Source organism: Pseudomonas sp. B111 (genome assembly GCF_026428275.1).
Classification (GTDB): domain Bacteria; phylum Pseudomonadota; class Gammaproteobacteria; order Pseudomonadales; family Pseudomonadaceae; genus Pseudomonas; species Pseudomonas aeruginosa.
Genome location: NZ_CP097857.1, coordinates 1,355,688 through 1,376,878, shown reverse-complemented (window position 1 = coordinate 1,376,878; position 21,191 = coordinate 1,355,688). Strand labels below are relative to the sequence as shown.

Annotated in this window: 21 protein-coding genes; 5 read left to right on the top strand and 16 right to left on the bottom strand. The window is 54.3% G+C overall.

The window, feature by feature from the left end:
- Positions 1-8 precede the first annotated feature (8 nt).
- From M6E97_RS06325 to M6E97_RS06310, 4 genes are all read right to left on the bottom strand, one after another.
- Positions 9-716, bottom strand: coding sequence for a VRR-NUC domain-containing protein (locus tag M6E97_RS06325; protein ID WP_033988855.1), 708 nt, complete (start codon positions 714-716; stop codon positions 9-11).
- The gene (locus tag M6E97_RS06320) at positions 713-1,231 is read right to left on the bottom strand and encodes a PAAR domain-containing protein (protein WP_033988853.1); all 519 of its coding nucleotides are present in this window, start codon (positions 1,229-1,231) and stop codon (positions 713-715) included. The genes M6E97_RS06325 and M6E97_RS06320 overlap by 4 nt, the downstream gene beginning before the upstream one ends.
- Positions 1,232-1,498: 267 nt before the next feature.
- Positions 1,499-2,107: a hypothetical protein gene (locus tag M6E97_RS06315; protein ID WP_049310740.1), complete on the bottom strand. Its 609-nt coding sequence runs from the start codon at positions 2,105-2,107 to the stop codon at positions 1,499-1,501.
- A 51-nt stretch (positions 2,108-2,158) separates the two neighbouring features.
- Positions 2,159-2,503, bottom strand: a complete 345-nt coding sequence (locus M6E97_RS06310; RefSeq protein ID WP_033939301.1) for a hypothetical protein — start codon at positions 2,501-2,503, stop codon at positions 2,159-2,161.
- A gap of 148 nt (positions 2,504-2,651) precedes the next feature.
- Between M6E97_RS06310 and M6E97_RS06305 the strand changes: the two genes are divergently transcribed.
- Positions 2,652-2,999 carry a helix-turn-helix domain-containing protein gene (locus M6E97_RS06305; RefSeq protein WP_033988851.1) on the top strand — a complete coding sequence of 116 codons (348 nt, stop codon included), beginning with the start codon at positions 2,652-2,654 and terminating at the stop codon, positions 2,997-2,999.
- On the opposite strand, the gene M6E97_RS06300 is transcribed toward M6E97_RS06305, so the two are convergent.
- The 12 genes from M6E97_RS06300 to M6E97_RS06245 all read right to left on the bottom strand — a co-directional run bounded on the left by M6E97_RS06300 (position 2,974) and on the right by M6E97_RS06245 (position 15,905).
- Complete coding sequence (locus M6E97_RS06300; RefSeq protein WP_071534401.1) at positions 2,974-3,324, bottom strand: hypothetical protein; 351 nt, start codon at positions 3,322-3,324, stop codon at positions 2,974-2,976. The genes M6E97_RS06305 and M6E97_RS06300 overlap by 26 nt on opposite strands.
- A gap of 42 nt (positions 3,325-3,366) precedes the next feature.
- Positions 3,367-3,864 (bottom strand): RadC family protein, encoded by a 498-nt coding sequence (gene radC / locus M6E97_RS06295; protein ID WP_033988849.1) that lies wholly within the window; start codon positions 3,862-3,864, stop codon positions 3,367-3,369.
- Positions 3,865-3,905: 41 nt separating this feature from the next.
- A complete protein-coding gene (locus tag M6E97_RS06290) occupies positions 3,906-4,802 on the bottom strand; it encodes a hypothetical protein (RefSeq protein WP_033988847.1) in 897 nt (298 codons plus the stop codon).
- Between the two features lie 89 nt (positions 4,803-4,891).
- Entirely contained in the window at positions 4,892-5,896 is a 1,005-nt protein-coding gene (locus M6E97_RS06285) for a YqaJ viral recombinase family protein (protein WP_033988845.1), read from the bottom strand.
- A gap of 86 nt (positions 5,897-5,982) precedes the next feature.
- A complete protein-coding gene (locus tag M6E97_RS06280) occupies positions 5,983-6,951 on the bottom strand; it encodes a DUF932 domain-containing protein (protein ID WP_033988844.1) in 969 nt (322 codons plus the stop codon).
- A gap of 92 nt (positions 6,952-7,043) precedes the next feature.
- On the bottom strand, positions 7,044-7,370 hold the full coding sequence (locus tag M6E97_RS06275; protein ID WP_071534400.1) for a hypothetical protein: 327 nt from the start codon (positions 7,368-7,370) through the stop codon (positions 7,044-7,046).
- Positions 7,371-7,596: 226 nt separating this feature from the next.
- The gene (locus M6E97_RS06270) at positions 7,597-8,910 is read right to left on the bottom strand and encodes a PD-(D/E)XK nuclease family protein (protein WP_033988842.1); all 1,314 of its coding nucleotides are present in this window, start codon (positions 8,908-8,910) and stop codon (positions 7,597-7,599) included.
- Between the two features lie 44 nt (positions 8,911-8,954).
- On the bottom strand, positions 8,955-10,154 hold the full coding sequence (locus M6E97_RS06265) for a hypothetical protein (protein WP_124123421.1): 1,200 nt from the start codon (positions 10,152-10,154) through the stop codon (positions 8,955-8,957).
- Positions 10,155-10,463: 309 nt separating this feature from the next.
- On the bottom strand, positions 10,464-12,353 hold the full coding sequence (locus M6E97_RS06260; RefSeq protein WP_049310742.1) for a DEAD/DEAH box helicase: 1,890 nt from the start codon (positions 12,351-12,353) through the stop codon (positions 10,464-10,466).
- A gap of 1 nt (position 12,354) precedes the next feature.
- On the bottom strand, positions 12,355-12,756 hold the full coding sequence (locus M6E97_RS06255; RefSeq protein WP_033988841.1) for a hypothetical protein: 402 nt from the start codon (positions 12,754-12,756) through the stop codon (positions 12,355-12,357).
- Entirely contained in the window at positions 12,753-13,961 is a 1,209-nt protein-coding gene (locus M6E97_RS06250) for a hypothetical protein (protein WP_033988839.1), read from the bottom strand. The genes M6E97_RS06255 and M6E97_RS06250 overlap by 4 nt, the downstream gene beginning before the upstream one ends.
- A gap of 15 nt (positions 13,962-13,976) precedes the next feature.
- Positions 13,977-15,905: a hypothetical protein gene (locus M6E97_RS06245; protein ID WP_033988837.1), complete on the bottom strand. Its 1,929-nt coding sequence runs from the start codon at positions 15,903-15,905 to the stop codon at positions 13,977-13,979.
- 161 nt (positions 15,906-16,066) lie between these two features.
- Between M6E97_RS06245 and M6E97_RS06240 the strand changes: the two genes are divergently transcribed.
- The 4 genes from M6E97_RS06240 (at position 16,067) to M6E97_RS06225 (ending at position 21,181) form a co-directional block, all read left to right on the top strand.
- Entirely contained in the window at positions 16,067-16,390 is a 324-nt protein-coding gene (locus M6E97_RS06240; RefSeq protein WP_033988836.1) for a hypothetical protein, read from the top strand.
- Between the two features lie 158 nt (positions 16,391-16,548).
- The gene (locus M6E97_RS06235) at positions 16,549-19,044 is read left to right on the top strand and encodes a UvrD-helicase domain-containing protein (RefSeq protein WP_124123420.1); all 2,496 of its coding nucleotides are present in this window, start codon (positions 16,549-16,551) and stop codon (positions 19,042-19,044) included.
- Between the two features lie 425 nt (positions 19,045-19,469).
- The gene (locus M6E97_RS06230; protein ID WP_071534399.1) at positions 19,470-19,721 is read left to right on the top strand and encodes an AlpA family phage regulatory protein; all 252 of its coding nucleotides are present in this window, start codon (positions 19,470-19,472) and stop codon (positions 19,719-19,721) included.
- Complete coding sequence (locus tag M6E97_RS06225) at positions 19,718-21,181, top strand: YfjI family protein (RefSeq protein WP_071534398.1); 1,464 nt, start codon at positions 19,718-19,720, stop codon at positions 21,179-21,181. Before M6E97_RS06230 ends, M6E97_RS06225 begins: the two co-directional genes overlap by 4 nt.
- Positions 21,182-21,191 lie beyond the last annotated feature (10 nt).

Genomic DNA, 21,191 nt, shown 5'->3' with positions numbered 1-21,191 from the left:
CCTCGAAATCAGTAAGCAGGTGCTGGCAGCGGCGGGCGTGGCGAGCGGCCACGCGTCAGGATATACATCAGAGCGCTTGCAGCAGCAGCGGCCCAACCCATTTGCTCGACAGGAACCTTAGATTGTTGGTTTTCCTGGCTGCAGTCGCAGTCGGTTGATTTCATTTCCACCACTTTCCGCTCGTCCCCAGCGATAGCTGCATATGCTTCAGATTGCTCGCGATTCTTCTGGTCTGGTGGGAACTTCATCTCCACCACCTGCTTGATATTGTCCTGGGTCGGCGGCTTGCTCGGATCTTTTACGATCACTACGTCAGGTCGGCGAATCATCCCTTTGCCCGGTTTGAAGGGCGGATGTTCAGGGTCATCATTCCAATACTTGCTTATCCACCCCGGTATCCAGCCATGAGCGCTGCTGCCCGTCTGGCTATCTAGAATGGGCTGCGGCGGGTTCTTGGTCATGTCGTAGCTGACTTCCGGCCGGTAAGGGCTGCGCCCTTGAAGTACCTCATTGAGCTCACCGAGGCGTTGGGCGACACAGGACTGTTTGAGGTTTTTGCCGTCCTGGCTGACGTTGGGTGTACTGCTGCAGTAACAGATTGCTGAGCACAGCACATTCTTGTCTTGCGGATCGAGCTTGGGCTCCAGCACACCGACGGGATTGACCTTGCCAGCGGGGCTCATACCGCCTCGTGACAGGCCGGGTTGATCACTCATTGCCCATCTCCCTGAACTAGGTCGATATGCAGGCTTTCAGAAGCGTCGTGCTTGACCCAAGAGGTCATGCCATCTGCGTCAGTGGTCTCCATGGTGCTCCATCCGCCACTCGACCAGACCTTGACCTTGCGGCCGGCTGCGGGCTTGCCCGTTTCTTGGTCGATCAATTGGAAACGCCCGGAGAATGGGGATGCCGTATTGTTCAGTGGCACCGGTGGCGTAAAAGCTGCCATGACCGAGGCATCGCCGATCAACACAGTTCCTGAGCCGCCGATGATCACATTGCCGTGTGCACCAACGCTGCCCAGCGTAGCTGCTGGTAAGCCATTGATGAATACAGTGGAGGCTACTGCAGAAGCGATTGGGCTCCCGCAGGCGGAGACATCGCTTTGCCTGGCTGCAGGCAAACCATCGAACAGGACGTTGGGCGAGCCGGCAACGATGGGGTTGGTGCCATGGCCTGGCAGTGGGCAGGCCGTTGGGTCAGTAACGCGAGCTGCTGGTTTTCCACTCATTTTGCAGATCCTTGCATGAGCGTGGGGCTGGGCTACGGAGAGCTTTAAGCTTGGAAGGCGTGGCCGTCAGTCAGATTTCGCGCGGGACAATAGCAAGAAAAAATTGCGCAATTTTTTGCGCGAATGCCCGCTAGCCTTTGCCCTGTTTGGCTTTGCAGGGAGTGTGACAATTTATTTCGGGTTGGGCACGAGCTGGATATAAAGAAATGCCAAAAAAAGAATGTCCCGCGCCGCCAGATGCGGGACATTCGTTGCTACTGAAGTCTGTCACTGTGTCGGCAGACCGCATTCCTCGAGAATCTGGCGGATCATGTAGTACTCCTCCAAGGGTGCGCCAGTTCTGCTCTCAATAGCATTGACGGCGTCGTCGTAACAGGCATCCGTTCCGTATTTGGCGATATTCACCAACGGTTCGTAAGGTGCGTCGCCTCTGTCTGGCCCCACATCTCCACGGTATGCAGTGGTGTGACCATTGCTGTCGTAGCCCAGATACCAACCCGATTCGATGATGAAGTAACCGTTGGCTCCTTTACCTACCATCGTGCCCTTCGGAAACCCAGGCTGATTCGAGATCGTGGCGCAGCCGTATTGGTCGCAGAGTACGTTCAACGAGCCGGGTACTTCCTCTAGCGTCTTGGTGCCGGTCTGGGTGTCGATGAAGGGCAGGCGTTTGATCCGTGGCGTACGGTCGCCTGCAGGGCGGCAGTCGTAGCTACCGATGCTTCTGTGTTTCGTGGTTGAGCAGCTAAAGACGTTCTCGCCAACAACGTAGTCCACCTCACGCTGTTGGGCCGTGGTGAAGTTACTCGCTGTGACGGCAGTGATCAGCGTGGCAGCAAGACCGAAAATCAGTTTGGGGTTTGTGGTCAGGTTCATGATCGAACTCCCTTCGTATGGTGAGCTTATGGCCGCTCGGTATGGGGCGGGTTACTTCTTCTTTTTCTTGTAGCGAACGACGATCCGGTTATGCACCGGGTACTTCTCGATCTCGTAATCGGGGTTGAAGGTCAGCAGGTTGTGCACAGCAATGCTGGTCGCCGAGAGCAATCCGAATGCCCCCGTGACTCCTCCTGCAAAACTGCCAGCTGCCAGGCCAACACGTCCTACGGTGTAAACGCGACAGGTCAGTCCGGTGACCTCGATCTTGCTTTCGACCAGGCGAACGGCCTCGATCAACTTGCCGCTGAGGCCTACGACCTCAAACGACTCTTTGCGGCTGATGAGTTGAGGCAACTTGGCGGTGGCCAAGTCGTCGAATGTCAGTTGTGTCATGGTGAAGGTCTCGCTTATTGCGCAATGAAGGGTTTTGCAGTGTCGACTTAGATGGATGCATGTCGACTCTATGGGTTGGATAACAACCTTTGAAGCCCTTCATGTCAAGAGGATGGCATTCGACCATTCAGGTTGACCTGGAGGGTGTATGCCGAAGTCTGAAGAAACGAACCTGGCCAAAGTGGTGGGCTTGGCGATTGCCAGGCAGCGCATGCTGTGCGAACTGACCCAAGAGCAGGTCGCCGAGCGGCTGGGGATTGGTGGTGAAGCGGTGTCGCGTATCGAGCGTGGCATCGTGATGCCGAACATCGAGCGCCTGATGCAGTTTGCTGAGATATTCGGCTGTGAGGCTGCGGATCTGCTGACCCAAGCTAGCCACCGGCCTGAAGACCAGGCCGTGCGTATCAGCCAGATGCTCAATCAACTCACACCGACAGATCGTCAGTTGGTGCTGGAGATGATCGAGCGTCTCACCCAACGCCTGAGTCAGGATTGAGTTCAGGTTCGGATGCACGGTTAAACAGCGCCCCGCAACGCAGGCACATGCAGTCGTGTTGCATGAACTGATAGCGGCGGGTGTCTTGCAGAAAGGGTTGGTTCCCAGCCCATTGCCGCTGGGCTAATTCAATTCCCTCTGTCATAAATCCCAGCACCTGTTCTAGGTTGATTGACTTCACTTCAGGTGACGCAGCCTCCTGGTCAGACTGTTGTCGTGCCGCAGCCATAAAACCGCCTATTACGCTGGCTAGCATGACCAGCGTGCCGACCGATTCCTTGGACAGCACTGCGGATGATTCACAGATCAAGCAGCGTGTGGACATGATCGCTCCTCGGGGCGTGATGGTGCCCGCAGTAAAGGGTGGTTAGAGCAAGCCCTGTTCAGCCAGCGACACGATGCCTTCTGACCCCACGATGAAGTGATCCAACGTGGTGGTGCCGACCATGGCCAGGGCGTTTTTGAGTGTTTGCGTCAGGCGTATATCTGCCTGGCTGGGAGAGGGATCGCCGGAAGGATGGTTGTGCACCAGGATCACAGCCGCGGCGTTTTGCGCGAGCACTGTTTTGATCACTTCACGCGGATAGACGCTGGCTGCGTCGAGGGTGCCGCGAAACAGCTCCTCGAAACTGATCACGCGGTGTTTGCTATCGAGCAGCAACACCGCGAAGACTTCATGTGGCAGATCCTGCAGCAACACCTGTAGATGCTCTCTGACTTTGTGTGGATCAGTCAGCGCGCGGCCTTTACTCAGTCGCTGAGTGGCTAGCTGTTGGGCCATGCGCAGGATGTCGTTTTCGCTAACGGGCGAGTCCACCAGGTAACTGCCGGCGACCTCACCGGCTCTGAGCTTGTGAAATTTCATGGTGTGTCTCCGGATGGCGAGCCGATTCGGCCCGCCCGTGGTTAGGCAGAAGGTTCAAGCTGCTGGGATTGGGCTTCGAGTTTTTCAGCGAGTGACTGGGTGTGAACGGTGCTGTCGGGTTTCGACGCGGCGGGCTGACCGTTCGGAAAGAACTCTTCAGCAATGGCGCTGCTGTCCTCACCGTCGTCCTCGAAGATGCCGTTGCCCAGACCGACACGCGCGGTGGCATCCAGCGCGGCTTGATCAAAACCAGCCCCCAAACGCGCCTCATCCAGCTCACGCGCAGTGAGTAACGCTTGCTCCACGCTCATGCCGCTGCGCAGCGTCAGATCGACGTAAAAGATCGGCGTGCCATGGCTCTGCCGGGTGGATTTGCCACGTAGACGCAGCTCCAGCGGCAGGCACGCCAGACGATCACCTGATATGGCCCGGAAGTACTGCAGTCGGGCAATCAGCGTGCGGATGCTGTTGAAGCCCGTGGTGCGAAACACGAAGCTACCCAGAGCATCCTCATCGCCAATCACCACGTTCATTCGTCCGTAGGGCTTGCAGGCATTGCCCTTGGCCAGGGGGCAGGCATCGGGCGACGGGCAGGGCAGCGATTGAACGCCTTCCTTACCGATACGCTTGCAGGTCTCACCGTTGCCGACACACACCGGTCGACCGTTCTGCCGATCAAACAAGGTGTAGTCGGCGCGGAAGTTCAGCTCTGGCTCGTTGAACAACAAGCGCACCGGGATGCTGCGCAGCTTGTCGTCTTTGCCCTGACGCAGCTCATCATTCAGCGGATGCAGTAGCCAGCCGTCTTTGCCCTGCACCTGAGAGGTAATGGTGAATTGATCGTCTTTCTCCGGCAGACGCTTGCCGTTTTTCTCGACGACCTTGCCGATGGAGATGCGTCCGAGCACAGGAGGGGTAATTGCCAGACCTTTGAGCATGATGGCGCTCCTTGAAAACAAAAAAGGCCAGCCACACAGCGCGAACTGCATGGACTGGCCAAGGGGAGGGATTGAGTTGAAGAGGGTGATCAGCCGATCAGAAAGCGCCGACTACCTTCCTTGAGCTTCGGATAACGGGCCTGCAGGTAGGGCTTTTCCTGGAGCAGGCGCTCGACATCGAGCACGGTGCTGTCTTTGGCTTTGCGCCAGCTCACGTAGCCGCTGGAGAACTCAGCACGAGTGGATTCACCCATGGCTTGCTGCAGCATTTGCTTGAGCTCGGCTTCTCGTTTCTCCTTCTCGGAGATTGATTGACGTACAGCCTTCAGCTCCAGGAAGGCAGCCGCCAGACCGGCATTGCCGCTGAAGTCGACGACCTGGCCGTTGTCCTGCGGATACAGGCAACGCAGCGCCAGCTCGGCCGAGGCACTGCCATCGGCAGGTGGTGGCGTGTCCGTTTCAACGTACTGCCAGAAACGGCGCTCCAACTCGATCAGGCGAGCAATCATCTGCTCGTCCCGTTCGATACGGTGGATCTCCAGTGTCTGGCCACCGAGCAACACCGCCACATCGGCCGCCTGCTTGCCGGTGACGGCGAGCTGGTGCATTACCTGCAGCTGTACATATTCGGGGACGCCTTCTTTCCAGAGGCGTGCCCCGTTTATGCCGGCTGTCTTGCATTCGAGGATCTGCACCTCGTCTGTACCGATCACCTCGCGATCAATGTTGGCCAGCATCCAGGGCAACTCCGGATTGGGATGCTGCAGTACGGCGTTGATGCGACGTACCTTGTGCTTCGTGCGCTTGCTGTAATGCCAGGCCACGATGGGCTCCAGCACGTTGCCCCAGTAAGCCGGGCTTTCTTCGTCGTGCGGGTCGGTCTTCGGCAGGTTGCTGTCGCGGCCGGTTTTCTCCAGCCACAGCTCCAGCTGGGATTTGTAGGGATTGAGGCCGACCGCCGCTGCTGCATCTGAACTGCCGATGCCTTGCTTGCGGATCTGCAGCCAGTCCTCGCGCGGCAGCTCCTTGGTGCTGACCAGGCGAAGGGCAGGGCGTTTCTTGCTGGTGCTGCCATTCAATGACGTTGCTTTCATGGTGTTCACCTTGCGGACATAAAAACGCCCGATCAGCGCTGAGCTGATCGGGCGTCATGGATTGGATGAAATGGAAAAGGGGAAGATCAGGCGACCATTTGCAGGGCCGCATCCAGCGCACGTTGCTTGACCTGTGCACCTTGGCCAAACCAGGCTGAGTCGAGGCGGTACTCAGTGCTGCGAGCGCGACGCTCATGGTCAACGTACTCGGTCACCGCGTTGAGCAGACCCCAGGCAGTGCCGCGAGCCGACTCCAGATCCGAACCACGCCCGCGTCCTTCGTAGAGCTCCTGCACGCGGCGCAAAGCGCGTTCGTTGGGTAACTGCTCGGGCAATTGTCCGGTCGGGCTGACCTCGCACAGCACGTTCATGAAGTAGCCCAAGGCCTCATGCCACTGCACCTTGCGCTCAGCCAGCGCGCGCATGCGGTACATGAAGTCGTCCCATTGCGAGACGGCGATGCCGAGCTGCTTCTTCACCACCTTCGGATCGAAGCGGGTGTTATGCGGCACCTTGATCGCACGGCTGGTACCGTCCAGGGCCACCGTCAGAGTGTTGTTGCACACCACGCGCACGGTGGTTGGTGTCGCCGTGGTGGCCAGGGTGCCGTCACAGGAAGTCGCTAGCAGCAAATAACCGTTGACCTGATCGTGGCCCTTGATCGACGTGCCCTGTCTGGTACGCGCCAGCGCCCAGAACTTGCGACCACCCTTGAGCACGCCTGCCGTTTCCAGCTCATAACCGGATACTTCGGTCAGATCGCGATAGAACTCCAGCACCTCGCGCGGCTGCACGGTGTGGTAGCGGTTGGAAACTACTGACAGTGGGGCTTTCGTGTCCGAGCGATACAGCACCTTCTGCTCTGGGAAGGAATGAATTGCGCCCAGGTGACCGACAGCATCCGATTTGAAATGAACCGGCGACTCCATGATTTTCCAGTCCATACCAGCTTCGCGCTGCCAGACCTCGATAGGTTGCTTGCGAGGTAGGTTGTTGCCCAGGCCATGCCAGGGAGTGGTGCCTACGTAAGCCATTTGTTCGACTTGATGAGCCATGATGAATTTCCTTTGAGCAATAGCCGGCATAAAGCGCTGCGCATGGCGCAGCACCGGCATTTAGGGATGAATGAAAGAGAAGGGCCGCCGGATCAGACCGGTTGATTGAAGCGGTGACCGCAGCTCAGGCAGTGGTTGTGGGCCAGCACATGACGGTCAAGTTTTTCACCAAGCTGAGCGCCCATCGCACAACCACCAGCAGCACCAACCAGGCCGCTGAGAATGGCCGACGACAGGGCATTGAGGTTGACGTTGGGAGGTTTGGCTAGGCCGCTGCTGGCAATGGCCGGACCAGTGAGCAGGATGGTACCGGCACCACGCAGTGCACCGCCCAGCATGCCGATGAAGGCAGCAATCCGCATGGCGGTGAGGTGCGTAGATACCTGAGGAGAGCCGCAGCTCGGGCAGTGCAATGACATGGTTGAAGACTCCAGGGTGGGGATGTCATTGCGGTGATGTGTGACTGAGATTTTTTGGATCGAATGGCCGCTTTATGGAAGCGAAATTAAGGGCACAATAGGTAGCAGTCGGCAAAAGCGGACTTACACTAGGTATGGAAAGCTCTAGGGAATATATGGCTATTCAATATGCTTTCGGACAAGCATGCGCTGGCCAAGTGTGATCTGATTTTTTCTCCTTGTCGGTTTAATCTGGCGCGGGACAATTGGCTATTTGGAAAGATAGAAGTTTCATGTTTCTTGCGGCGGACTCTATCGCCTGTAATGGCGTTACATGTTCCGCCAACAAGACCCGGCGCATTTGCGAGGAAGCAAATTTCTCCAGCCCGGAGAAGCTTTTACTCAAGTGAAACCGCAGTTTTGTTTCACTGACCTTTTCTACATTGAATTCGTTTTTATCCCAGTCCAGCCTTACGTTGTATCTGGGGGTCGATGGTTTCGACACCTTGGCCACCCGGTAGATCGTGATATAAACCGGCCAGACTTCATCACGCATTAGCTCCAGGGCTTCTGGCGGTGTTATTGAGATCCATTGAGTGCCCTGATCAACCCGCTCGGCTGAGAGCGTCGGGATAGCTTTGAACAACAAGGGCGCTAGGCTGGCTACGCCCCTCACGCTAAGTAGCTTTTCACACACATGTTGATTCTGGGCGAGGAACAATGTCAACTCGCCCAGGTGCCCCTGTAGCGTAGCGGGTGTCCATTTATTTAGAGGCTTGTATTTCAAAGGGCGCATTGCACTGATCACAGCCTGATGAGTCAGAACCAGATCAGCTGCAAGATCCGAAATCTTTTCGCTGATCGGGCTTTGCCAACGAGTCACGCTTTGGCAATAGGCAACCAGTAACTGCGCGGAGTTATTACCCCGGCTAAGTTGGAACCTGGCCCTGCTGGCAGAGGCTTCTAGCCAGCGATAGTCAAGAAGGGCCCAGCGCTTACCTAACTCCAGCAACTGCTTTTCCTTGTAGGCATCAAGATCCTGGTCGAGCACGACGAAAGCTAGGTCGTAATCAGCAAAAACTCTACGACTGCTGATTTGCTCCTTGACGGCGCGCACATATTTTTCGAGCTGCTGTGCCGTCAACGATGCTTTAACCTTATTTTCAATCGCGACCAGAATCTGATTTGCTGGGTCGACCAAAAATAGGTCAAGCCTACCATTGCCGGTGCCTCCGTTGCCTTTGATACTGAACTCACGAGTAACGAATGCCGCGCCAAAGCTACTGGTGCGAATTTTTCCTGGCGTCCACTTTGCAAAAAACTTGCGGTTATCATAGGTGCAACCATCGCTCGCAGCGTGGGCCGCTTCTAGGAAGTCCTTAATAATCCCATCGCCTTGGGAATGGCCTTCATTGGGGTTCATACACCAGGCAAGCACTTCAGAATTTTGGTTCTCCAGAAGTGTCGTCACCTCAAAAACATTGTCGACAGTTTTGTTGAGCTCTATCAGCTCCAAAAGCTTGGGGTCTCTCAAGAATGCGTTGAGCTCCGACGGTTCCACATTTGCCTCCCCCATGAAAAACAACTATTTAATATATTTACTGCTCACAGCCTGAATTGCAAAGTTCCATCGTGGTCGGTTCGGTATGAGGCAATATTATTTTGGAGTGCACTCAAACCATTCAGGTTGTCGGCCAATGGGTGATCCCAAGCATTATCCCCGCATGAAATTACCGTCTCGAATGACGAGAACAATGCTCTCCAGGCACTGACGTCTATCGAACCAGCATTACCCCCGTGATGAGGTGCAACAAATACGCAGTCTTTTGTTGATTGGAAACGGCCCTGAATGGCATTCAGTATTTTTTCATAATGGTGGTCGCCGACCAGTAGGGCTAATTTGTTACGGCCTTCATAACAAAGAACAATACCGCTCTGGTTGCGAGATCGACCCGCAGTTGCACGAAATACGGTAAGTGGCCCCACACGTTGGATTTCGATCAGTTTAATCGTACGTCCCGGAGCATTCCGTTGCGCAGGAGGCAAAAGCCGAACCGATATCTCATGCTCATCGAGCAAAGCCATAATGCGCTTACAGGTCGCAGTATCTGGTAGCTGACTAGGAGCTGTTACCTCTGTTATCACAGTCATATCTGCGTGAGTAAATTTCAAAAGTGACTGATAATGATCGACGTCCCAATGGCTGATGTAGATTTTGACCTCAACTCCTTGTGTACCGATGCCCTGTGATGCGACAAGACGCTCTACTTGTGCTGCGTCGTAGAGGCGGCTGGCGCCAACGTCGTATATGATCCGCAGGCTATCCGTGCGAATCTCGTTCCAGTTACCGTGCCCGCAGTCGATCACCGAAAGCGTCGCAGTCGTACTAACCGATGCCAACTCGCTCGGGCTGGAAAGCGGGTAATACGATGCAGATACGATGCCTCGTTCGATAAACATTGGCGAAACTAGGTGTCGTGAGAAGTTCTTTTTCCCCTCTGACACAGACAGCTCGCCACGCAGAAATACACTGCTCGGTCCGGTGGGATCGATGGCCTGATAAACCCATCCCTCCCAAAATGTGTCGGGAATCTCGTACCAAGAACCCTCCCGGCAACCAAAGTAGCTGTCGGGCAAATAATCGAAGCGAAGCATGGAGGCAGGGTTGTCCGAGGCTAAGTCTTCCTCAGATGCCCCTAACAACCTTGCCAGTTCAAGGGTGTCGGCAAGCTCAGCGGTATCAAGTATGACGCTGTATCCCGCAGTCCCTTCTTTCTTATCAACCTGCTGAGCATAAAAAAGCATCAAACATCCCTATTCATAGAATCATTATTGGTACTGAGTCGCCCCGAATTTCGTAGGTGCTTCTGCTGTTCCGCTTATGGCCGATAGCCGGCAGTTGTCAGCGTATTGAAACGACCTCTCTTCTGGGGCGCGAATACTGAAAGATTATAGCTAGCCGCTTCCTGAATTCGCTTGCTTCACCAGGTGACCACGGGGCGATGGCGCTCGGTTTCGTAAGCCTGGTTTGGGTGCTATGCACCTCGCTCTTGTCGACTTGTGCCAGGGCTACCTCTATCAGATGAGGTTCCGTCATGTCCGTTGAGGGTGGGCTCACGAAAGCTGCCGTAAGCTATTTGGGAGCTTGTCGAGCCTGGAAAGCACTGGCCTCCGTGCAAGTGCCGTCAACGCCGGTATCCTCTTACTTTTGATGTAGTCGATGCTCCCCACCAAGTAGACGCAATCACGCGCCCTAGATATAGCCACGTTTATGCGACGGTCATCGGCATAGAAGGTAGCGGGCCCGACAGTCCGCACGAAGGAAAAGAAAACCACATCAGCTTGCCTGCCCTGAAAGGCATCCACGGTATCTACTTCGATAGTTAGGTGCTCGCTGAAATCGAGTTTGGATAGAGCAAGTTGAAGTTGCTTGCATTGGGCACGATAGGGCGTGATCACCGCTACGCTTAAACACCTTCCGTTGTTGAAATAATCGTCATTTCTCTCTCTTTCTGGTAAATGGGTAGAACCTCCGTCGGCGTCGAGCATAACGCCATCTGAATCGATGTCTGCGCGAGGGAACGCTTGGGTATTGGACGCTGCAGCTTTTGTTTCGCCAATCTGCTGATGCATCTGGCCCAAGCGATCTATGATGATCTGGATCTCTCGCTGATTAACTAGAGTTTTCCGCTCGTTGCCTCGCTCTGGGGGGACGTAGTAATTCTTAGAGTCGTAGGTCAGCCAGGCGAAATGCTCGAACAAGCCGTTTCCTACGGTGCGGCTGTGCTCAAGTCCATTGGTATAAAAGTGTTTCGAGATGAACATGCCGATTTCTGGCAGCATACGGTACTGCTTTAGCAGCGTCCCCTTCATGCACTCCGGGAAGTTCTCGAAGATCCGCTCGATAACGCCGTCTCGGATCAGCTTCTCTTGGGCTTCGTCGAGCTCCGAAAGCGCTTCGGATTCTTCTTGGCAGAAAGTTGGCGGGAGCTGTTTGTGGTCTCCCACCAATACACATTTGCGGGCTACGGTGAGCGACATCAGCCACTCGGGCATAGTCGCCTTTGAGCATTCATCGACGATGGCCAAGTCGAACATTTCGCTGTCCTTGTCCATGAAGTGCTCCAGCTGATTGCAGGTCACGCCGATGATCTGGTGGCGGTCAGCCAGGTTTCGCACCTGCCACCTGGGAAGATCTATAACTCCACCCCGTTTACGCCCACATTCCAGCTTCTGCCAAAGCCGCGCGGTGAGCTCCGGGGCCTGAGCTAGCGCCTGCCGCCATGCGGTGTCGGCTCGGTCTAGGGCCTGGACTTCAGTGGCTGCTGGGTTTTCCAGTGAAGATACTGAGAAGCGTGGGTAGCGCATTACCTTCTTCATCTGGCCGGCGTCGAGGTGCATGGTCAGTCGATCAAGCGCGTTGTCGACGGCAACGTGCGTTTCCGACGTGATGAGAATCCGCGCCTCCGGTTTGCTGCGCAGGGTTTGAAGAATTATTTCAACGATTGCCGTGGTCTTCCCGGTACCGGGCGGGCCCTGGAGGAAGAAGATGTCCTCACACACCAGGGCTTTCTGGATCTGTGAGTAGGCATAGGTATCCGTCAGATAACACTTTTGCACTGGCGTTGGCGCATCAATGGCCATTGAATCGTGTAGCCCCGCGTCAGCGAACTCAGTAGTAACCTTGTTGCGAGTTCGAGAACCTGATGCTGCGGATGGCTTGTAACCGCCCGCGGCTTCATCGATGGCAGTGGCTTTCTCCAGGTAGTACTTGGCCAGGATGACATTGTGAGAAACGTTGCAGTTGGCACCACAGCGAAACCGCGTAACGTATTTGATTTGGCGCTCGTATTTTTTGCGCGTGATCGGATCATCCGTCATGTCGACCAGCTTCACGAGATACTCCAGCCAGTCGTCAATGTGATCGATCAAGTCTGGAGGCGGTGAGCCAGGAGTAATGGGACTGGCTGGAGCAGGTTGGCCAAATAGTTTTTTCGCTGTCATCTCAGATCTCCTCGACTTTTGGTTTGAGGAGCACCATGGCACCTGCGGGGTTATCAACACCGATACCCGCCAAAATCTCGTGGATCAGTAGGGCATTTCGTTCCAGTTGCTCGGCTGCCAAGGGAAGTTCCAGTACTTGGCCAGCTGCCAGCGCCTCTACGATTTGCATGTCGGTGTCGACGGTCAGCACGCCCATGTTGAGATGAGCCATGTTGGCTGCAATCAATCGATCCAAGCCAAGCACAAGGCGGTTGATCGAAAACTGCGGCAAAGCCTTGAGAAGGGATTCGTTGGTGTTGTATCCCAGGCGTACGGCTTCGCAGATGGATACAAAGCTCTCTTTGGAATGCGGGCTGCGCCAGTAAAAGCTGAGTTTTGATACAGCGGCTTTCGATGAGGTCACTTGCGACTCCCTGCTGGTGGCCTGACGGTTTTTGTGGCGAGGCCAATGGCTGGCCAATAGATTTCAGTGTCTTCGCGTGCAAGTAGATGGAAGATTTGCTCGATGATCTTCGACGGGTGAAGCTCGTTGATCCATCCCAACAGTTTCTTGATCTCATCCCGGCGCTGGTAGAGGGCTTGCCGTCCCGCAAACACATCGTCTTTACGAGCCTTGGCATGATTCAGTGACTCGTAGATCCCTGTCCGCTCTGCCTTGTAACCGTCTAGCGACTCATACTCTTGATCTTGATAGGCTTGATCAATCCGCGACTGGACGTGTTTTCTCTGATCATGGAGGTCTGAGATATTGGCTTTTGCTTCCTCCCACATAGGCGCGGTGTCGGAGATCAACAGAAGGATTTCCTTTAGATTTCCCCCATGGGGCATCTGAGAAATCCATTCGTTGGCGAGAGGCGAGTCGGTCTGAGTGAATTGGTAATAGTTCTCGAATACTTCCTGCAGCTCCCTGAACTTGGTACTGCAGAGTTCGTTGAGCTGCTTCACCCGCTGTTTGACCTGGCGATGCTCCTCGCGATGCTTATCCACTTCCGCCTTCAGCGCTGCAATGGACTTTCTTAGCTCGCTTTGCTGTTTCCTGAGTAGACGTTTATAGCTTTCGATACGGCGCAGGGCACGGTCGTACTCCTTCGCATCCGATTTGGCATCTCTCAGGAAGTCCTTGGTGTGTTTGATTATTGCCGCCGTGCTGATCCGCGGTGGGCGATCGGCAATGATGTTTTGCCAGGCTTTCCGATCCTGCTCGCGCGACAACCGCACCATTTCCTCAGCGAGGGCATCCAGGTAGTCGATGGTAGAAACAATGACCTGGACTTTTTCCTTGTCCAGATTCCAGCGCTGCTCGCTGATGTTTTTGCGCAACCAGATCTCAACGCAAAGGAACATGGCTGCCGGCAGCTCTTCGAGGTAGGCCACGTAGTCGGTCGTCTGCTCAATGTGATCGTTTAATAGCGCCACATATTTTTCCAGTTCTTCCTGGCGTAGCTTGGCGAGCTGTTGAATTTGATGTTTGTAAGCGTCCGCTTTTGCCTGAACGCGTGCTTGGCTTGCAGCCGCCTCACGCTCGTACTCATCAATCATGCATTGCGTTTTGTGCCGATGCTTTTCGAGGCTGCGGTTAGTCAGAAAATGGATTAGTTTTTTTAGCATCCTGTGCTCCTAGCACTACGGCTGCACGAAGAATTCGTAGGCTTGATCCCAGGGGCTCTTGTGAGGCAAGACTTGGGTCAGCCGTATATCGATGGTGGACAGCATGGTGCGTGTCAGCTTTTCCGTATCGCCGCCCGCTACCCCAGTTTGTTCGAGCGACTGTTGGAGCGTCTTAAGCTCTTCACTGTATGCCTCTATTCGCGCTTGCTTGAGACGTTCCTGAATGCTGGCCGTCTGTACTTCCTTGCGCTGATTGACCAGGTTGTTCTTGATGGGCGTAAACATCAGGAACTGGATTTCAAGGTGAGTATTCAGGTCTTTGCTGAGCATCCGGTAGCGCTCGCCAGCCTGGCGAGTGATTTCCTGTCGCTGATGTTCATAGTCCTGCTCGATCATCAGTATTTTCTGCTGGTAGCCAGCCTTGAGCTGGTAAAGCGCTTCGGCCTCTTGAGTAGGCAGTTTGGAAATCTGCGATTCGATTTGTTTCTGCACAGCCATGAGTTGGCTTTTGCGGGTGCGGTATTCGGAGAAAACCGAGATGCTGCCCGAGAACGGCAACATGTCCTTCCACTCGAATTTAAACTCCGACATCGTCCCGACCAACCCCACATACTGAGAGAGATTGATCGTACCGCCGTTGAGCTTGGCCATCGCGTCTTGCAAGTCCTGCATCGCCAGCTTTTTGCCTTCCGCCGAGAAATGCCCGACGTACGCCGATATGGCAAAGGAAAAGCCAATGGAGAAGACGGTACCCAATGCGATCGGGCCCAGCGCACCAAGTGTAGTGCCCAGGAGGGTGGTGGAGGCGATTTCAGAGGCGACCCACTGACCGAGGAAGGTGGCAGTGGCTGCTCCCGCGCTATACGCCATCGATCCACCCACTACAGTGACCGTTGTACTGATCATGGAGCCGCCAAACTCCAGGCTGTCGATTTCGCCTTGGGAGAATTTGTAGATGTTCTGCCCGAGATTCACTGTAATGTTGGCAACAGCGGCGGCAACGTTGCCTTTGACGAGATGGCCTCCAGCATTCTTAAGAGCAGAGTGTGAGGCCGTGTCGATCAGGTTTTGGCCCAAATGCTGTATACCAGTCACGAGCATGGCGTTCCCCGCACCTTTAAGGGAACTCAACACGATACGTTCGGCTGCTTCGCAGCATTGTTCTATGGTGAGAGGCTCGTCGCTGCGCAGGATGCCGAGTAGCTCGGATGCAGCGCCGATCGAAGCGCCGCATATCGCACCAGCCTTGGCAGCATTTGCGTACTGCATGCGATTAAATTCAGCCCTAACGCGGTCTTTATCGGCGTATTCGGGGCCTTTCCCATCCTTCTTTGTCTCATTGACGAGCTCTTCTGAACTGCCTTCTCCCCGACGTTTAAGCGGCTTGCTTTTGATGTCGGGGCGGTCGTCCGAATGGATGGAGTCGTCGAGCGTCTCAGCTGTTTTTTCGTAGTTTTTGCCGACATCGGGCCGTGTATCACGGTTGCGGGCAGCTTCTTTGTGGGCCGTAGCCTGAGCATCTGTTAGCTGTTCCTCAGGAACGACCTTACCGACATCTTGGTAATCAGCATGATTGATTGCTTTAGCGCTGTTCTCGGCGTCTTTGTAAAATTTGAGCTGGTAATCCTTCGAACCTTCAGGTGTGTTGATTCTAATGTCGGTCACAGGGTCGTTACGGCGCCCAACATCCATCGTGGCGCGATGGTTGTTAGCGCCTTTACCCGCGGCCTCGATGTTATATGAGCCGGTATGGTGAGCTTCCGCGGCGAAGCCTTGCTGGATGTCCAGAGACTGGTTCGTAATAACGCCCGCGTCGGTACTAATCGACTGTTTGATTAGCACCGAGTACTGCTCCAACGCCTCGTTCAAAAACTGGTTCTGCAGCTCATTGAAGCCGCCTAGTGCTGTACGAAAACCTTGATCCAAAGCTTCCTTCGATTGCATGTGATCTTGTCCTTCAGGTCGGTCGCTGAGTCAAATGAAGCGCCCCAGATTTATCGCGAACGTCTCGTTTCAGTCAGGCCGTCATAGCCGACCGTCTTGTCCCTAGTGGCAGTTTGCCTCAGTCTCTGTAGGTGGGGAAATATCCACTTTCGAGAATCGTTATGGACAGAATTCACTGGTTTGCTGTCTCCAACCCCGAGCAGAAGCGTTTCCCTGAATGGCGACGCTCCTTCGGCATCAGCGACAACGGCACCGTCTTCGTGCCGGCGGCAATGGCTGGCGATGATTCGGAGTTGCACGTCATGCTCTGCGCCTCTGCTGACGGGCAGAGCACAACGGTGCACCTCGATCATCACTTCGTACCCAGCGACTGGCTCAAGCGCGAGTTTCCCAAGCACTTCGAGTTGATCGAGATCATCGAGGCTCGTGCGCAACTCACCTTGGCTGCTGCATTCCAGCAGCAGGAAGCTCAGCGACAGGGTTGACCTGCAATTAGAGGGGGAGGCCGGCTGGTACGCGCAATCTAGCGGAGGGGCACCGCAAGGAGCTAATGCCAGTTAGGTAGCTTTCCCCTGTTAAGATCAGCCTTTTCTGGCGAGACAGATTCGCCGAATCGCATGGACATCGCAAAGGCTGGTATCAAGTGGGCTCTGTAAGCGAATCGAATGTAAAAACATCTGCTAATCGAGCGATCACACAGCCTGCGCAAGCACAGGGTTTCTGGAGCAGGGCCGCGCACATCCTTGCCGAATGGATGCTCCGGGCTGTCCAGGCTCATGACTCCTCTTCGTGGGAAGCAGGCCGCTCCGCAGGATTCGCTGATGGCTACGAGAAAGGCCGCAAAAAGGGACTTCAAAAAGGCTATGAGGAGGGCCACGAGGCTGGCTTGGAAGCCGGAAAGCTGATCCTGGAGCTGAAGTCTGGCGCGACACCTATAGATGTAGCGCCGGGCGTGGATGCCAACCTTTTTGAGAATTTTGCTTTTCCGATTTCTGCAGAGCTTGAGAACGCTATCCGCTTGGATATCCAGGCTCGGTTGCCCGATTACCAACATCCTACACCTCAGCAGTGGGACATGATCCTGTCCCGTAGCCCCTCGACGTACATCGTAGCGGGAGCCGGTAGCGGCAAGTCCACGACGATGGTGCTGAGGTTGCTGGTTCTTCACCATTATCTGAAGGTACCGCTTAGCAGCATAACGGTCGTCACCTTTACCCGTGATTCTCGCTTCGACTTTATCGCAAAGGTGATCAAGGTATTCGGCTTGTGGGACATCCCCCTTGATGAGGACGCCGGCAAGAGCTTCGTTCGGACGTTCCACTCGCGCATTCTCGACTTCTTCAAGTGGTCGCCCGCGTTTCAGGGGGCGAAGGCGTTTGAGTTTCTCAGTAAGGACCCAGGAGCCGAAGATGAGGAGCCGGAAAATGTCTTGGATATCCGGCTGAACTCACGACAGCTTGAACTGATGAATCGGTGTTATCAGCACCTTTTCGAAAACCACGAGCGGTTTCGGGCGCTGGTCATCGAGCTTGTCAGCCATTCCGTCAGAATTGGAGAGCCGCTTAACCCAGATGACCCGACGCAGGCCAAGCGCATCAGGATGCTGAAGCGTTGCTCAGATCGTGATCAGGAGACCTGTGAAGCGGTGGAGTCCCTGTGGCAGAAAGCGGGATATTGGCCGATGCCTGGGGTGAGGGCAGAGATCGTGCCTCTCACGTTCCGTGCTCAGACCTTCCATGCGAATGGCTATGTAGAAGAATTAGAAGCTCTCGTGGTTCTCGGCCTTGATCGCAACGAAGGGGACTCCTTTACGGTCGAATCAGGGAAGACGAAGCTTTCACTTGCTCTGAACATGCGGAAGATCTTTTTCCAGCTGTTTTACTCAGAGCGGGTATTGTTCTTCAGCAATTATGAAGAAGCCTTGAGCTCTCTGGAGACGCTGAAAGGGAAAGTTTCTGCCAGTCCGAAATTTAGCTACCAAGTCAATGGAGAGCTCAAACCGGCTCCGATTATGCAGGCGTTTCACAGCACGGCTTCTTTCCTGGAAAACGTAGGCCTCGGGGTGCCGGAAGCCATCAAGGGTATGGCATTCAAGGAAGAGGATATCGAAGCAAAGTTCTTCGAAGCCCTTGGCCTCTTCTGGCCTGCATTTGAGCGCTTTTTGGCGGAACAGAACCCGCCTATTTTCACCTTTAACAAGATGTTCGCGATATACAGCGAGCGCGGCGAGGAAAATTTTAGGAAACTACCGGACAGTGTCCTGAAACCCCAGATGGTTACGTTGGTTGATGAGTTTCAGGATTGTGGCGCCAACACCATCACCTGGTTGCGCGGGGTGTTCGCCGAGCTTCGACGGCGCGGTACACGGCAGGATTCACCTCGCGGCGTAATCTATCCATCGCTCATGGCGGTAGGGGATGACTGGCAGAGCATCTATGGTTGGCGGGGCAGCTCACCCAAATTCTTTCAGCAGTTTACAAGCTATTTCCCGTCGCCCAACACGCTGCCCTTAATGCTGCAACAGAATTTCCGATCTCAGCAGATGGTCATTGATGCTGCCGAGAGCATTGTGAAGTTGACCCGCTCCATTGAGGGCAAGCATGGCGAAGCTTCACATCCGGATGTGAAGCAGCTGAAGTTTCCGGTCCAGCTTTGGACGCGTGATGATGATCGTCTTGTGACGCTACTCGAAGAACACTACGAGAGCGGGCACGAGATCATGGTGCTCTCTCGCTCCAGAAACACATTGGACGAACTCACGCAAAAGCTAGGCGGAGTTTTGTTGCGTGCGAAGCGTGACAAGCAGCCGCACCGGGTGCGCCTGATGACCTATCACGGTTCAAAGGGTCTTGAAGCGGATGTTGTTTTTCTCGTGGGGGATTGCGAGCAGAAAACGCTCTCGGACTATCGAAATCAGGCGTATGCCCAGGCCAATCTCGGAATCGACGGCGAGCCCAGAGCCTATGACGCGGCCCAGGCCGAGGAGGTGATGAGACTCGCTTATGTGGCAATCACCCGTGCGAAGCTGCACTGCTATTGGTTCATGGACCCGGTAAAGGCCGCTAGTCAAGGACTGCTCAAAGCCTCGGAGCGCATCGATAAAAGCCAACTCTACTTTCAGGATTTCAGGCGAGGATAAGGTAGGCGGCCAGCTCTATTCGACTGAGATTTGATACAAGCCACACGCGCGCCGGCTGGGTGACTGTATATCGGTTGACGAGAAAGCGCTCGCGTTTCAAGGCCGCCATTCATGACTGAAATGCCTGTATGCACCCCAGCCCCCAACGTTTAGGTCGATTACCGCTTGTTGGGTTTTCTCTGCGGTGGAGCAGGAGCGAATCTGTGTCCGAGTTTGCTGCTTTGCGAAACCTGCGGTTTTTCGCAGGTTTCGCAGGCCTATGCTTTTGACTTTCTGCTGCGAATCACTCGCCTAATGGGGCGAAACGACTTTGTCAAGTCAAGTGCTTGCGCACGTAATAACTCGTGCAAGCGCTTGAGGTGTGCGGCTCTTCACTCCCTCGTACGCTGGCCTGGCATTCAAAAACAGGCTCGGAGGATCAGGGCATGAAAGAAGTTGGTGATAGTGAGCTTCGAGTCGTTCGACTCAAGCAATTGATCGTGATGATCGGTCTCTCGCGTTCGACGATTTATGACCGTATGAATCCCAAATCCCCTCGGTATGACGATTCTTTCCCGCGTTCTATTGGGTTGGGCGGTAAAGCCAAAGGTTGGTTCCTGCAGGATGTCAAAGTTTGGCTCGGTATGCAGGCGCAACTGTCGAAGGGTACTGATAGTAATTTGGGGGTAAATGAATGAACGAAGACTATGTTCATTTGGCGCGGTCGTATATTTCAGCAGCTCAAGGGCGGCTGGCTTTTCCGGAGGCGAAGACTTTCGTCGCTGCGGTCAATGAGGCGGAGAATAATGTACAGGCTCCTGCTTCTCTTATCTACATGTCGGCGCTTTCCGCAATGTCACTTGCTGTGCAATCTGTATGTGACTTAAAAACACCGTTTGGTAGTGTCATTCCGACGTCTCTTATGCTTTTGATTTTGGGCGACTCTGGTGAGCGCAAAAGTTTCGTCATGAATAATTTTCTTAAGCCATTTCGACACATTCAGCGGCGTGAGCTTTTGGCCGATAAAGCTGGTATGGATGGTTTTGAGTTGGAGTTGGAAATTTGGACGGCTAAGAAGAAGGTTTTGGTCAATCGAATTGCCAAGTCGATGGATGAAGTGGAGAGGGCAGAGTTGATGGAGGCACTTAAGGTTCTTCACTCAATGAAGCCGCTTGCCCCTATGAGTATGCAGTTTGTGTACGAAGATGCTACCTCGCAGGCTTTGTTCAAGGGCTTGAGTGCCGGATATCCCTATGCAGGCTTAGTAACCAGTGAGGGTAAGGAAATTCTTGTTGGGCGAGCCTTTAATGACCTTCCAAAGCAGAACTCGCTGTGGAGTGGTGATGATGTGACGATTGATCGTGTCAATGCAGGGCGATTTGTTGTTTCTGGTGCGCGATTGACGGTGGCGATTATGGTTCAGGGAGGCTTGTTTGATGATTATTTGAAACGGCGAGGCCAAGAGGCTCGTGCTTCTGGTTTGTGGGCACGATTTCTTGTTGCTAATCCTGACTCCACGCAGGGTACGCGTTTTATTGAAAATCCATTGCAAAGCTGGAAGGCACTAGAGGTCTTCAGCAAGCGTATCATGGAAATTACCGAAGAGGGGGTGGCTAACTATAAGCTCGGCCAAGAACGGAAGGTGTTGAATTTGTCGCGCGAGGCTACTGATGAATGGGTTAAATTTGCGAACTTTGTTGAGGGGCAAATTCGTCCGGGTGGATACTTTGAGCGTGCTACTGATCACGCCTCAAAACTGGCGGAAAATGTTGCACGAGTTGCTGCTGTGGTGAGTTACTTTGAGTACGGTGATGTTACAGTTTCTCGTGACTGCTTGCTCGATGCAATTGACTTTTGCATGCGCTGCTCAATTGATTTTAAGGAGCTTTTTGTTTCTTCGACTAGGGAAGAGCGCGAGGCAGAAACTTTGTGGCTTTGGTTGAATGAAAAATTCGATGATGGGGTAACAAAAATCCGTATTAGTGAGCTAATGAACTCTGGGCCTAATGCAACTAGGAAAAAGGCGCGCCTGGAGCTGGCGTTAGATTTTTTGTCTGTTCGCAAGAAAATTGAAATTTGGAAGGAAGAAGGGGTTAGGTATGTAGGTGAAGCGCCTACTGGCAGGAGAAGGGTAAGGAAGCGGATTGGGAGGAATTAATAACACGTAT

Bases quoted from the DNA above. Each gene is read 5' to 3' on its own strand.
- M6E97_RS06225 (WP_071534398.1), top strand. From the start codon at position 19,718: ATGAACGAAGACTATGTTCATTTGGCGCGGTCGTATATTTCAGCAGCT.
- radC (WP_033988849.1), bottom strand. From the start codon at position 3,864: ATGAAATTTCACAAGCTCAGAGCCGGTGAGGTCGCCGGCAGTTACCTG.
- M6E97_RS06315 (WP_049310740.1), bottom strand. From the start codon at position 2,107: ATGAACCTGACCACAAACCCCAAACTGATTTTCGGTCTTGCTGCCACG.
- M6E97_RS06290 (WP_033988847.1), bottom strand. From the start codon at position 4,802: ATGCTCAAAGGTCTGGCAATTACCCCTCCTGTGCTCGGACGCATCTCC.
- M6E97_RS06250 (WP_033988839.1), bottom strand. From the start codon at position 13,961: ATGCTAAAAAAACTAATCCATTTTCTGACTAACCGCAGCCTCGAAAAG.
- M6E97_RS06325 (WP_033988855.1), bottom strand. From the start codon at position 716: ATGAGTGATCAACCCGGCCTGTCACGAGGCGGTATGAGCCCCGCTGGC.
- M6E97_RS06230 (WP_071534399.1), top strand. From the start codon at position 19,470: ATGAAAGAAGTTGGTGATAGTGAGCTTCGAGTCGTTCGACTCAAGCAA.
- M6E97_RS06285 (WP_033988845.1), bottom strand. From the start codon at position 5,896: ATGAAAGCAACGTCATTGAATGGCAGCACCAGCAAGAAACGCCCTGCC.
- M6E97_RS06305 (WP_033988851.1), top strand. From the start codon at position 2,652: ATGCCGAAGTCTGAAGAAACGAACCTGGCCAAAGTGGTGGGCTTGGCG.
- M6E97_RS06310 (WP_033939301.1), bottom strand. From the start codon at position 2,503: ATGACACAACTGACATTCGACGACTTGGCCACCGCCAAGTTGCCTCAA.
- M6E97_RS06280 (WP_033988844.1), bottom strand. From the start codon at position 6,951: ATGGCTCATCAAGTCGAACAAATGGCTTACGTAGGCACCACTCCCTGG.
- M6E97_RS06245 (WP_033988837.1), bottom strand. From the start codon at position 15,905: ATGCAATCGAAGGAAGCTTTGGATCAAGGTTTTCGTACAGCACTAGGC.
- M6E97_RS06275 (WP_071534400.1), bottom strand. From the start codon at position 7,370: ATGTCATTGCACTGCCCGAGCTGCGGCTCTCCTCAGGTATCTACGCAC.
- M6E97_RS06300 (WP_071534401.1), bottom strand. From the start codon at position 3,324: ATGTCCACACGCTGCTTGATCTGTGAATCATCCGCAGTGCTGTCCAAG.
- M6E97_RS06320 (WP_033988853.1), bottom strand. From the start codon at position 1,231: ATGAGTGGAAAACCAGCAGCTCGCGTTACTGACCCAACGGCCTGCCCA.
- M6E97_RS06265 (WP_124123421.1), bottom strand. From the start codon at position 10,154: ATGCTTTTTTATGCTCAGCAGGTTGATAAGAAAGAAGGGACTGCGGGA.
- M6E97_RS06260 (WP_049310742.1), bottom strand. From the start codon at position 12,353: ATGACAGCGAAAAAACTATTTGGCCAACCTGCTCCAGCCAGTCCCATT.
- M6E97_RS06240 (WP_033988836.1), top strand. From the start codon at position 16,067: ATGGACAGAATTCACTGGTTTGCTGTCTCCAACCCCGAGCAGAAGCGT.